The sequence below is a fragment of the Mesorhizobium sp. LjRoot246 genome (genome assembly GCF_964254115.1).
In the GTDB taxonomy this organism is placed as follows: domain Bacteria; phylum Pseudomonadota; class Alphaproteobacteria; order Rhizobiales; family Rhizobiaceae; genus Mesorhizobium.
Window position 1 is genome coordinate 4814022 of sequence record NZ_CAXUSN020000001.1, and the last position, 12702, is coordinate 4826723.

Annotated in this window: 11 protein-coding genes; 8 read left to right on the top strand and 3 right to left on the bottom strand. The window is 61.6% G+C overall.

Annotated features, from left to right (window positions below; all coding sequences use genetic code 11):
* Positions 1–353: 353 nt before the first annotated feature.
* Positions 354–1277, top strand: a complete 924-nt coding sequence (locus ACSQ3L_RS23710) for a glycoside hydrolase family 26 protein (protein ID WP_436162110.1) — start codon at positions 354–356, stop codon at positions 1275–1277.
* A gap of 132 nt (positions 1278–1409) precedes the next feature.
* A complete protein-coding gene (locus tag ACSQ3L_RS23715; RefSeq protein WP_436162111.1) occupies positions 1410–1928 on the top strand; it encodes a DUF995 domain-containing protein in 519 nt (172 codons plus the stop codon).
* Between the two features lie 123 nt (positions 1929–2051).
* Here the strand turns inward: ACSQ3L_RS23715 and ACSQ3L_RS23720 are convergent, their stop codons facing one another.
* Positions 2052–2501, bottom strand: coding sequence for a DNA polymerase III subunit chi (locus tag ACSQ3L_RS23720; RefSeq protein ID WP_109662848.1), 450 nt, complete (start codon positions 2499–2501; stop codon positions 2052–2054).
* 28 nt (positions 2502–2529) lie between these two features.
* On the bottom strand, positions 2530–4041 hold the full coding sequence (locus tag ACSQ3L_RS23725) for a leucyl aminopeptidase (RefSeq protein ID WP_436163515.1): 1512 nt from the start codon (positions 4039–4041) through the stop codon (positions 2530–2532).
* A gap of 351 nt (positions 4042–4392) precedes the next feature.
* Between ACSQ3L_RS23725 and lptF the strand changes: the two genes are divergently transcribed.
* The 6 genes from lptF to rsmA all read left to right on the top strand — a co-directional run bounded on the left by lptF (position 4393) and on the right by rsmA (position 12001).
* Complete coding sequence (gene lptF, locus ACSQ3L_RS23730; RefSeq protein WP_436162112.1) at positions 4393–5595, top strand: LPS export ABC transporter permease LptF; 1203 nt, start codon at positions 4393–4395, stop codon at positions 5593–5595.
* Positions 5592–6677: an LPS export ABC transporter permease LptG gene (gene lptG / locus ACSQ3L_RS23735; protein ID WP_436163516.1), complete on the top strand. Its 1086-nt coding sequence runs from the start codon at positions 5592–5594 to the stop codon at positions 6675–6677. Before lptF ends, lptG begins: the two co-directional genes overlap by 4 nt.
* The gene (locus tag ACSQ3L_RS23740; RefSeq protein WP_436162113.1) at positions 6677–9094 is read left to right on the top strand and encodes an LPS-assembly protein LptD; all 2418 of its coding nucleotides are present in this window, start codon (positions 6677–6679) and stop codon (positions 9092–9094) included. Before lptG ends, ACSQ3L_RS23740 begins: the two co-directional genes overlap by 1 nt.
* A gap of 91 nt (positions 9095–9185) precedes the next feature.
* The gene (locus tag ACSQ3L_RS23745) at positions 9186–10121 is read left to right on the top strand and encodes a peptidylprolyl isomerase (RefSeq protein ID WP_436162114.1); all 936 of its coding nucleotides are present in this window, start codon (positions 9186–9188) and stop codon (positions 10119–10121) included.
* Between the two features lies 1 nt (position 10122).
* Positions 10123–11151, top strand: coding sequence for a 4-hydroxythreonine-4-phosphate dehydrogenase PdxA (gene pdxA / locus ACSQ3L_RS23750; protein WP_436162115.1), 1029 nt, complete (start codon positions 10123–10125; stop codon positions 11149–11151).
* Between the two features lie 10 nt (positions 11152–11161).
* Positions 11162–12001, top strand: a complete 840-nt coding sequence (gene rsmA / locus ACSQ3L_RS23755) for a 16S rRNA (adenine(1518)-N(6)/adenine(1519)-N(6))-dimethyltransferase RsmA (protein ID WP_436162116.1) — start codon at positions 11162–11164, stop codon at positions 11999–12001.
* A 43-nt stretch (positions 12002–12044) separates the two neighbouring features.
* On the opposite strand, the gene gmk is transcribed toward rsmA, so the two are convergent.
* The gene (gene gmk, locus ACSQ3L_RS23760) at positions 12045–12701 is read right to left on the bottom strand and encodes a guanylate kinase (RefSeq protein WP_013532512.1); all 657 of its coding nucleotides are present in this window, start codon (positions 12699–12701) and stop codon (positions 12045–12047) included.
* Position 12702 lies beyond the last annotated feature (1 nt).

Here is a 12702-nt window from a genome sequence, read left to right on the forward strand (position 1 = left end):
GATCAGCGTTAACCATGTTGTGGCCGTCAAGGTTAAGCAACCGTTAATTGTCCTTGACTCTTGGCCGCGACCGGCTCTTAATTTAGCTAGGGATAATGTATCGGGATGTTGACGCGAATTTGTGAGTATCGCGGCGAACTTTTCTCTCGACGGCCCCTACGTCTCGGCGCCTTGAGAGATAATTCTTAGGTGGGCTCTGTGCGAAAGCTCATACACCCGCCAGTGGTCGCTCCGAAATCCCGCGGATTCCGCCAATAGAGCCGATTGGTTTTGGATAGCCGCGTCGATCAAGCGTCGATGCGCACGGGCGAAGCTTTAGCTTCCGCAGGAAGTTGAGGCCATGGGAGGTCTACATGAAACACCCTGCAGCAAATGCACTTGCAATCGCGCTGGTATTGGGCGGGAGCGCCGCTTTCCCCACTGCAGGAGGCGCTGGCTCCGTAGCCGTGACGGACCCCGTCCAGACGAGCAGCGCCGCCTCGGCGTTTGGATCCTATGATCCTTACGGGGACTTCAGCACCGACAAGAGTGCCAGCATCGAAGAGCTGTTCCTGCCTTGGGAAGACGTCGATCTGGCAACGCTGCCGCTAGCCGACACCTATGCGCTGCAGCGCGGCCGTTCGCTGTTGATCACGGTTGAGCCGTGGACCTGGTCGAAGGACTGGCGCATCACCCCACCCGAATTGCGCGACGGCATATTGAGCGGCAAATATGACGCCAACATGCAGGCAATCTGCAGCCTGGCGGGACAGATGAAGAGCCCGGTGACCATTCGCTGGGCTCAGGAAATGGAGGACACGAACGGCCGCTTCACCTGGGCCAACTGGGCTCCCAAGGACTGGATCTCGGCTTACAAGCGCGAAGTCGATGTCTGCCGCAAGGCTGCCCCCGCCGCCAAATACATGTGGTCACCCAAAGGCGAAGAGGGTCTGGAAAAATATTACCCTGGTGACGACTACGTCGATGTCATCGGCCTGTCTGTGTTCGGTCTCCAGAAAAAGGATAATGACGAGGCCGGTCGTGACCGTACGTTCGCCGAGATGCTGAAGCCCGGCTATGACCGCGTCGCGGTTTTCAACAAGCCGATCGTGGTGGCGGAACTCGGCTATGTCGGAAAGCAGGACTATGTGACGAAGTGGCAGGAAGATACCCGCAAGTCCTACGCGGAATTCCCGGCGCTGACTTCGGTTGTCTACTTCAACCAGAAGGAAGTGTGGCCGTGGCTGGATGGCTATGGCCTGCCGGACTGGAGGGTGACCCAGCACGTCCTGCCGTAGACGCATCGTGCCGATCCATCCCGACGCGATCGGGACGGATCTCCATCTCCTTGTTTGATCGTGATCCATCCCGAACCAGCGGTTCGGGATGAGGGTTGAGGCGTGGCGTAAATCAGTCTGTGGAGAAGTTTCGTGAAACGGGTAGTGGGAAATTGTCTCGGAGCGGCATTTGCCTGCTCCGTTCTTGTTCTTGCCTTCCAGGTCCCTGCGACAGCCAAGGCGGCGACGAAAATCGCCGAGCAGGTGCAAGAGGCCACAGTGGTTCCTGACGAAGGCGTCTACCAGATCTATCAGAACCATTCGTGGCTGTGGGGCAAGAAGGGCGCCGGGTACTTTGCCGTCAAGCAGCGGCAGTTCGACGCCTGGACCCACAACAAGGGTAAGTCGGGCTATGGCGACGGCATGTGGTTCATCCCCGGAGGCGGCAAGTTGTGCTACCGCGCGCAATGGCACGGCTCCTGGGGTGTGAAGGGCTCGATGACCTGCTTCGAGCACCGCCAGGTGGGCAAGGTCATCTACAAGCGTAAGTCGCCTGATGGCGAATGGTACGTTTTCAAGAGCTCGCATCGCAACCGGTCGGACGAGTCGATGAAATTGAAATATGGCGACTACGTCACAAGGAAAATGAACCGGATCAAGGCAAAGCAGTAGATACTGTCTTCTGCGACAAGCCGCTGGTCCAAAGCAGGTCGACTGAACGGTTCAGGCGACCTGCTTTGGATTTTTGCTTTTATGATTCCGTTCTTCCAAAACCGAGGTCACCTCTGAGCGGCACTAGGCCTTGCGCTCCCAGCGGCGGTCTGGCGTCTGCTGCCAGTAGGTCACGGCATGGCCGGCATCCTTCATCACCTTCCAGTGCCCCCGCGCCGCCTCGACCTGGGCGGCGTCGTGGCCGTCGAACAGGAACACCGCACGCTCATAGCCGCCAAGGTCAGGCGGCACCGCGCCGTCAACGAGGAACCTTATTTTGGCCTGGTTGGGATTGCCGTCGCCGGTGGTTAACAGGATCGGCTGCTCGCCGGGATAAGCCTCACGATCGGTCGCATGCGCCAGGAACGAATCGTCGCGGAAAGTCCACAGATGCTGGTCGAGCGCATCGCGGCGCTCCTCGGTGCCGGTCTGCACCACCGCGCGCCAGCCACGATCGACGCTGCGTTCCAGGAGGCCTGGCAGCGCATCTTCGAGCGTCGATTCGGTCAGGTGGTAGAACAGGACGTCGGCCATCGCTTCAGTCTATAGTCATTGAATTCGCTCACTGCTCATAATTGTCGCGCACCAGCCGGTCGAGCAGCCTGACGCCGAAACCGGAACCCCAGGATTGGTTGATCTCGTTCGACGGCGCACCCATCGCCGTGCCGGCAATGTCGAGATGCGCCCATGGGGTCTCTTTGACGAAGCGCTGCAGGAATTGTGCGGCAATGGTGGCGCCGCCATAGCGGCCGCCGATGTTCTTCATGTCGGCGTTCTTGGAATCGATCAGCTTGTCGTATTCGGCGCCGAGCGGCATGCGCCACAGCCGCTCCTGCGTTGCCTGCCCCGCCGCCGTGAGCTTTTCGGCCAGTTCGTCATTGTTGGAAAACAGGCCGGCATAATGTTGGCCGAGCGCCACCATGATGGCTCCGGTCAGCGTCGCCAGATTGACCATGAATTTCGGCTGGAAGCGATCGTTGCAGTACCACAGCGCGTCGGCCAGCACGAGACGGCCCTCGGCGTCCGTATTGAGCACCTCGATGGTCTGGCCCGACATCGAGGTGACGATATCGCCGGGGCGCTGGGCATGGCCGTCGACGGCGTTTTCGACCAGTCCGATGATGCCGACGACATTGGCTTTCGCCTTGCGAGCCGCCAGCGCATGCATCAGGCCGGTGACCGCGGCCGCACCGCCCATGTCGCCCTTCATGTCCTCCATGCCCGAGGCCGGCTTGATCGAATTGCCGCCGGTGTCGAAAGTGACGCCCTTGCCGACGAAGGCGACCGGGCTATCCTTCGGCTTGCCGCCGTTCCACTGCATGATCGCCATGCGGGCGCCACGTGGCGAGCCTTGCGCGACGCCGAGCAGCGAGCCCATGCCGAGCTTTTTCATCTCCTTCTCGGCCAATATCTCGACCTTGACGCCAAGCGCCTCGAGCTCCTTGGCTTTGGCCGCGAACTCGACCGGCCCAAGCACGTTTGCCGGCTCGTTGACGAGGTCGCGTGCCAGAAGCACGCCGTCGATCACCGCCTCGGCATCGGTGAAGGCCTTCTTCGCAGCGGCAGGATCGGCGGTGTGGATGGTCACCTTGACGGGCTTCTTCGGCTCTGCCTTGCCGTCGTCCTTGTCCTTCCTGGTCTTGTACTTGTCGAAGGAATAGCTGCGCAGAAGAATGCCCGCCGCAAGGCTTGCCGCATCCTTGCCACTCGGCGATGCACCGGCGAGATCGAGCAGCACAGTCACGTCGGTTGCCTTGCGCAGCGACGCGGCGATGGTGCCGCCAAGCTTCAGCCACGCATAGTCGTCGAGCCCAGACACCTTGCCGGCGCCTATCGCCAGCAGCCTGTCGAGCAACGCTCCCTGGGGCGCCAGAACTTCCACCGTGCTGGCGAACTTGCCCGTAAACTCAGCCACGGGAAAGGCTCGCTCCAGCGTCTTGCCGGGATCGCAGGCCTTGGCGGCGTCGCTTAGGCCGCCCTCATCCGCCGAGAGCACGAAGACCGTGCCCTTCTTGTTCGCCGCGGTCTGTGGCGCAGAAAATTTGACGAAGGCGATCGACGGTCTTTGATTCATCATGTCCTGCTTTCAGGGAATGCGCGGCTTTTGGGGAAGTGGTTCGAAACGATGCGCGACATTTGGTCGTTTTCCGGCATTTGGCAAGACTTTGCCGAATTCGCATCCCATATGACCTACGGAATCGATGACGATTCGTCGCGGCACGGCCCCGCTTTTTGCCGCAACCTGTTGTTAACCATCGATGTTCGCCCTTTCTTATCCATTCCCGCCGACACTCCGACCCGCCGGGGGGCGTGATTGGGACGTGACCCGGATCGACCATCTTATGGAGCCAGTTGTGCAGGCGCTGCCGGACAGCTACCTTGTTCGGTGGCATGATGCCGTTCGAAAAAATCGAGAAAAGCCTTCATGAAGGTCGTTGAACGCTACATCATGCGCCGCACTTTCGTGGTCTTCATGGCCGCGCTTGTCTGGACGCTGGCCATCGTGTGGACGACGCAAGTGCTGGCAAAGATCGATCTGGTCACCGACAGCGGCCAGTCGGCGCTGACCTTCTTCGAAGTCGCCGCCCTCATTCTTCCGTCCATCATCCCGATCGTGGTGCCTTTTGCGCTGGTGGTGGCGGTCGCACAGACACTCAGTGTCATGAATTCGGATTCCGAACTCGTCGTCGTCAACGCCGCGGGCGCCTCGCGCTGGACGATCGTGCGGCCAATCATGTTGCTGGCGCTCGCCGCCGCCGTCTTTTCCTTTGCCGTCGACAATGGCATCGACCCTTACGCACGGCAGAAAAACCGCGCCCTAGTGGCGTCATCGCGCGCGGATTTGTTGTCGCTGATCATCCAGGAAGGCACCTTCCGCAAGATCGAGGACGGGTTGTTCCTGCAGGTTGGCGAGCGGCTTCCCGACAATCGGCTGGGCGGCATTTTCGTCGCCGATTCGCGCGAAGAAGGCGTCAACCTCGTCTACTACGCCAAGACCGGCAGCATCATCGAACGCGGCGGCGAAAAGGTGCTGATGATGAATGACGGTGTCATCCATCGCAAGACGCTGACCGGCGATCTCTCCGTCATCCGCTTCACCTCCTATGCCTTCGACATGTCGGCCTTCATGGCGGCGGCTTCGGAGGTGACGCTGCTGCCAAAGGACCAGACGACCCAGTACCTGCTCAATCCAAACCCCAACGACAAGAACTACCAGCAAATTCCAAATGAATACCGGGCCGAGGTCAACCAAAGGTTTTCGGAATGGACCTACTCCATGGTCTTCGCGCTGATCGCGCTTGCGGTCGCCGGAGATGCGCGCTCGCACCGCGAGGCGCGCGTCAACCCGCTGATCACGGCCATCGCGATATCGCTGTTCGTGCGTTGGCTGGGCTTCTTTGCAGCCAGCAAGGCCGATGAAATCCCGCAATATGCCTATATGGTCTATGGCGTGCCGATCGTGGCTTCCGCGGTGGCGATCTGGTTCATCGTCTCCAACCGGACCATGGAACTGCCGGTGGCCTGGGCGGACTGGATGACAAATTTCGCCACCCGTATCGGCGACAGCTGGAACGCTTTCAAGCTGCGCTTCTCCAGGCGCGGCACTTCAGGGCAAGGGGTCAGCTGATGGGCTGGACGCTGGGCCGCTATTTCTTCTTCCGCTATGTGACGATCACCATCTGGTTCTTCATCGGCCTGCTGGCGTTGGTGTTCCTGATCGATTTCACCGAGCTCTCCGGACGCACCACGGGCCTGCCAGGCTTCACCTACGGGACGGCAGTGGCCATTTCGGGGTTGCGAATGCCGATGATCATGCTCCAGACCGTGCCGTTTGTCGGCCTGTTCTCGGCGATGGCGACGCTGGTATCGCTCAACCGGCGTTACGAGTTGGTCATCGCGCGTTCCGCCGGCGTCTCCGCCTGGCAATTCCTGTTGCCATGCTGCATCGGAGCCTTGCTGTTCGGCGCCCTGTCTGTAGGCGTCATCAATCCGCTCGCCGCGCACGCATTCTCCTGGTCCGAGCAGATCGAAACCCAGTTGCGTTCCGGCAAATCGAACACGGTTTCGGCCGATGCCGCGCCCTGGATTCGGCAGAAGACCAGTTCGGGGGACACCATCATCGGTGCGCGGGCCATCCTGAACCAGGGCCTGGAGATGGCCGATGTCGTCTTTTTCATTCTCGACCCGCAAGGAAATATCGTCGAGCGCAAGGACGCCGCGCGCGCCTTCTTGCGTGACGGCTATTGGGAATTGCAGGACGTCAAGACGCTCCAGAACGGCACCATCCAGGCATCGGCAAGCGATCGCGTGCCGACCAATCTGAAGCCTGAATTCGTGCAAGAGCGGCTGGCGCGCCCCGAAACCATCCCTTTCTACGACCTGCCCGGAAAAATCGAGGTTGCCCGCTCCTTTGGCCTCAAGGCAAATGCCTTTGCCATGCAGTTTGATTCGCTGCTGGCGTTGCCGTTCCTTCTCGTCGCCATGACGCTGATTGCGGCAACGGTTTCAATGCAATTTGCTAGGATGGGGCAGTCGGCGACGATGATTCTGGGTGGCATCATCGCTGGCTTTCTGCTTTATGTCGTTTCGGTGCTGGTGAAGGCATTCGGCGTGGCGGGGTTCGTGCCGACTGTCGTAGCCGCCTGGGTGCCGGTCGTGGTGGCTATGTTCTTCGGGGTGACTTTCCTGTTATACAAGGAAGACGGCTAGTGAGGGAGGCGTTTTTGCCCAGCAACAGGCAGGCCGGTTTGGCGCGCCTCTATGCGGCGACCGCCTTGGCGTGCGTGCTTGCCTACGCCGTTCCGGCACCGGCGCTTGCGCAGGAGGTCGGCGACATGGCGACGTCGGTTCCGTCCGGCTCGCAGATGCTGCTGGCGGCCGATACGCTGGTCTACAACAACGACAACCAGACGGTGACCGCCGTCGGTGGCGTGCAGATCGATTATGGCGGCAATCGCCTTGTCGCCCAGCGGGTCGAATACAACCGCAACACCAAGCGGATGGTGGCGAGCGGCAATGTCGAAGTCATCAACAGCGACGGCACCAAGATCAATTCGGAACATATCGACATCACCGATGATTTCGCCGACGGCTTCGTCAACGCGTTGCGCGTCGAAACCATCGACAAGGCCTATTTCGCCGCCGAAAGCGCCGAGCGCATGGGCGGCGTGCTGACCACGTTCCACAACGGCGTCTACACCGCCTGCGAACCGTGCGAAGACAAGCCCGACAAAGCGCCGACCTGGCGCGTCAAGGCCAGGAAGATCATCTGGAACGGCGAGAAGAAGACGGTTCGCTTCGAGAATGCGAATTTCGAGTTCTTCGGTTTTCCGCTCGCCTATCTGCCTGCATTCGAGATTGCCGACCCGACGGTGAAGCGCAAGAGCGGCTTCCTGATCCCAGGCGTCGTCTTCAACGACGATCTCGGCGTCGGCGTAAAAGTTCCCTACTACTTCGCCTTGTCACCGACCTATGACCTGACCGTCACCGGCACCGGCTACACCAAGCAGGGCTTCCTCGGCGAGGCCGAGTGGCGCCAGCGCTTTAACAATGGCCAGTACAGTTTGAAAATCGCCGGAATCCATCAGCAGGATCCCGATGCCTTCCTCGACACGACCGCCTTTCCCCCCAACGGCAACAATGTAAATTCGGGTGCGGCGGGCGATCCCAACAAATTCCGCGGTATGATGGGTACCCAAGGCCAGTTCGCTATCAATTCGCGCTGGAATTTCGGCTGGGACGTACTGTTGCAGACCGACAAGAATTTCTCGAACACCTACGACATCGCCAAGTACAATGCCTCAGTCCACCAGTCGTCGGTGTATCTGACGGGTCTCAATGGCCGCAACTATTTCGACGTACGCGCCATGCATTTCGATGTGCAGGAGGATGCGCTCGACAGCAATCCCTTCGCCCGAAGCGGCCAGCAGCCCTGGGCGCTGCCGTCGCTGGATTACGCCTATATTCCCGACGCGTCGGTCGGCGGTGGCCAGCTGTCGCTCAATGTCAATACGCGGGTCATCAGCCGTGACGATCTCGATAAGACTTTCTTCACCCCCACGCAACGCGTCCCTGGCATCGAAGGCGAATCGGGTCGTCTCACCGCCGAGGCCGAATGGAAGCGGAGCTTCGTCACCGATGACGGGCTGGTGCTGACGCCGTTGCTCGCGCTGCAGGGCGACGTCGACTACCTCAAAGCGTCATCGGCTTCGCTCGACGCCGTCAACGATATGGCCACGAATTTGGGTGAGCAGGCCGACATGCGGTCGTCGTTTGCCCGTTACATGGCAACAGCCGGGCTTGAGATGCGTTGGCCGATGCTGTTTTCCATGGCCAGCGGGTCCAGTCACGTGATCGAGCCGATGGCGCAGCTCTTCATGCGCCCGAACGAGCAGTATGTCGGCGGTCTCGCCGTTCCCAACGAAGACGCCCAAAGCATGGTCTTCGACGCGACCACCTTGTTCGAACGCGACAAGTTCTCCGGTTACGACCGTGTCGAAGGCGGTTCGCGCGCCAATGTCGGCTTCCGCTATTCCGGCTCCTACAACAATGGCTGGGGCACCAATGCCATTTTCGGCCAATCCTATCAGATCGGCGGCGAGAATTCCTTCGCCACACCGGATCTGGTCAATGTCGGCGCCAATTCCGGTCTCGACACGACCAAGTCCGACTATGTCGGCCTGTTCGGCATCAACAGCCCCAACGGCTTCGCGGCGTCGGTCAGTGGCCGTTTCGATGAACAGAGCTTTGAAATCCGCCGCGCCGAGGTGAAGGCTGCCTATTCCGGCCTGCCGGTGTCGCTGAGCGCCAAATATGCCTTCATCCAGGCCCAGCCACTGTACGGTTTCGCCACCGACCGTCACGAGGTCACGCTTGGTGCATCGACGCATCTCGCCGAGAACTGGCGCGTCTTCGGCACCGGAACCTACGACCTGCAGCAAAGCCTTCTGGTCAGGGATGGCGTCGGTTTCGCCTACAACGATTCCTGCTTCACCTATCTGATGACCTACTCGCAGTCGCGCGACCTGAACACCAGGGAGGTGTCGCAGACGATCGGCTTCAATCTGTCGTTCCGCACCCTCGGCGATTTCGGCTCGTCGAGCAGTGCCATCGACTCGATCCAGTAACAATCGGCGACATCGTTTCGCCGCATAGGGCTGGCACGGATTTCGCGCACCTGAAAAGATAAGAATTGGGCGGAACCGGGATAGAATTGGGATGCCAACGATGAGGAAATACCTCTTTTCAGCAGGGTTCGCGTTGCTGGTGGCGGCAACGTCCGTGTCGCTCACAGTGATGACACCACCGGCTTTCGCCAGCGAAATCAAATACGTCGTCAACGACATTCCGGTCACCACCGGCGATATCGCCCATCGCGCCGCCTTCCTGAAGCTGCAGCGTAAGAAGGGTGATGCCGGCCAGGAAATGATCGACCAGACGCTGCGCATGGCTGAGGCCAAGCGGCTTGGTATCCGCATCACCGACGCGCAGGTCGAGGCCGCCTATCAGCGCTTCGCCTCGAGCAACAAAATGCAACTCGGCCAGCTCGACGGCGTCATGGAGAAGTCAGGCGTCGGCAAGAGCCACTTCAAGGAATTCATCCGCGCTCAGATGGCCTGGAACCAGGCCTTGAGCGCGCGCTACCGTTCCGGCGACGGCACCGGTGCCGTCAGCGAACAGGATCTCGTCAGGAAGATGCTCGAAAAAGGCGGCTCCAAGCCGAGCGCCACCGAGTACATGCTGCAGCAAGTCATCTTCGTGGTGCCGGCGGCCGAACGCAGCGCGACGCTGGGCAAGCGCAAGCGCGAGGCCGACGCCATGCGAGCCCGCTTCAGCGGCTGCAACACGACGCGCGAATTCGCCAAGGGCCTGATCGACGTCACCGTTCGAGATCTGGGCCGGGTGCTGGCGCCGCAACTGCCGCAGGACTGGGCCGAGCAGATCAAGGCTACCAAGGTCGGCGGCGCCACCGTCACGCGCGAAACCGAACGCGGCGTCGAATTCATCGGCATCTGCTCGTCGCGCGAAGTGTCCGACGACAAGGTCGCGCAGATGGTCTTCCAGGGCGAAAGCTCCGGCGACAAGAACGCCGACGAGCTGAGCAAGAAATATGTCGACGAGCTGAAGGCGAAAGCCCGCATCGTCAAGCGCTGACGTGGCCAGCACAGTGACTGCGCTCGCATTGAGCGCCGGCGATCCGTCCGGCATCGGGCCGGAGATCGCCATCGCCGCCTTTATGGCGCGCGAGGCTGCCGCCCTGCCCGCCTTCTATCTGCTTGCCGATCCGGCGCTGATCGCGTCGCGGGCGCGCCTCCTCGGCATTTCGCTGCCGATCGTCGAAACGACACCAGCACGAGCGGCGCAAGTCTTTGCCCGCGCCCTGCCGGTCGTTCCGCTCGCCGCCCGCTGCATCGACAGCCCCGGCCGGCCCGCCCCGGCCAATGCGACCGCAACCATCGAAGCCATCGACCGCGCCGTCGCCGACTGCCTTGCCGGCGAAGCTTCGGCTATCGTGACCTGCCCCATCGCCAAGAAGCCGCTCTATGATGCCGGCTTCCGCTTTCCCGGCCACACTGAATATCTGGCGCATCTGGCAGCCCAGCACAGCGGCGTCGAAGCGATGCCGGTGATGATGCTGGCAGGGCCGGACCTGCGCACCGTTCCCGTCACCATCCATATCGCGCTGGCTGAGGTGCCCAAGGCATTGACCACCGAGCTTATCGTCGCCACCGCGCGTATCACCGCCGCCGATCTCACCGGCCGCTTCGGCATTGCCAGGCCACGGCTCGCCATTGCCGGGCTCAATCCACATGCCGGCGAAGGCGGCGCCATGGGCCTCGAGGACGAGCGCATCGTGCGTCCGGCGGTCGACATACTGCGTGCCGAAGGCATCGACGCTTTCGGCCCCCTTCCGGCCGACACGTTGTTCCATGCCCGGGCGCGGGCCGGTTATGACGCGGCCCTTTGCATGTATCACGACCAGGCGCTGATCCCGGCCAAGGCGCTGGCCTTCGATGAGGCGGTCAATGTCACGCTCGGCCTGCCCTTCATCCGCACGTCGCCCGACCATGGCACCGCCTTCGACATCGCTGGCAAGGGTGTGGCGCGGCCCGACAGCCTGATGGCGGCATTGAAGCTTGCCCGGCAATTGGCCGACACGAACACGAGGCCGGTTGCCGCATGAGACCGCAGGCATGAGCATCGACGGGCTGCCGCCGCTGCGCGAGGTGATCGAGCGTCATGGGCTGCAGGCAAAGAAGGCGCTCGGCCAGAATTTCCTGTTGGACCTCAATTTGACCGGCAAGATCGCCCGCACCGCCGGCGATTTGACCGATGCGACAGTGATCGAGGTCGGCCCCGGACCTGGTGGGCTGACACGCGCCTTGCTCTCCAACGGCGCGCACCATGTCATTGCCATCGAGCGGGACGAACGCTGTCTGGCTGCCCTTGCCGAAGTGTCCGATCACTATCCTGGCCGGCTGGAGATTGTGTCCGGCGATGCGCTGAAGACGGATTTCGCTGCCCTTGCCAGTCGAGCGAGCCGGGATGGCGGTCCGGTAAAGATCGTGGCCAACTTGCCCTACAATATCGGCACGGAGCTTCTGCTACGCTGGTTGACGGTCAGCGACTGGCCGCCCTTCTACACCTCGATGACATTGATGTTCCAACGCGAGGTGGCCGAGCGCATCGTCGCGCCCGCCGGCAGCGACAGCTATGGCCGGCTCGGGGTTCTTGCCGGCTGGCGGACGGAGGCGAGGATCGCCTTCGACGTACCGCCCCAGGCATTCACGCCGCCGCCAAAGATCACATCCTCGGTGGTGCATCTGGTGCCGCGCCCGGCGCCCCTGCCCGCCGAGGTGAAAAAACTCGGCCGCGTCACCGAAGCCGCCTTCGGCCAACGCCGAAAAATGCTGCGGCAGAGCGTGAAAAGCCTCGGCGGCGAGGCCCTGCTCGAACGCGCCGGGATCGATCCGACACGCCGCGCCGAAACGCTCAGTGTCGAGGAATTCGTCCGGCTGACCAACGCGGTGTAGGAAGCTGCCAATCTCCCACTGGGGAGATTGGCGCTTCACCGCCTCAGCCCGTCTTCTCGTCCAGCAGTCCCGAGACGAAATCGAACAGGCCAGGCCGGCGATCGCGTCTCAGACGCTCGGCGACGACGATGCCGCGCACTTCGGCGAAGGCGCGGTCGAGATCGTCATTGACGATGACGAAATCATATTCCTTCCAGTGCTCGATCTCGTTGCGGGCGTTTTTCAGCCGCGTCTCGATCACCGCTTCCTGGTCTTCGGCGCGGCGCTTCAGCCGCGCCTTCAATTCCTTCATCGACGGCGGCAAGATGAAGATCGAGACGATGTCGGCGCGCATCTTCTCCTTGAGCTGCTGTGCACCTTGCCAGTCGATGTCGAACAGCATGTCGCGCCCTTCGGAAAGCGCCAATTCGGCCGGTTCGCGCGGGGTCGCATAGCAATTGCCGTGCACCTCGGCCCATTCGAGCAGCGCGTCGGAATCACGAAGCCGCTCGAACTCGCGCATCGTCCGGAAATGGTAGTGGACGCCCTCGATCTCGCTGCCGCGGCGCGGCCTGGTGGTGACCGAGACCGACAGTTCGAGGCTGGAATCGCTTTCCAGAAGGTTGCGCGCGATCGTCGACTTGCCAGCACCGGACGGCGACGACAGAACGAGCATCAGGCCCCGGCGGCGAATGCGGGACCCCAAATCCTTGGCAACCATT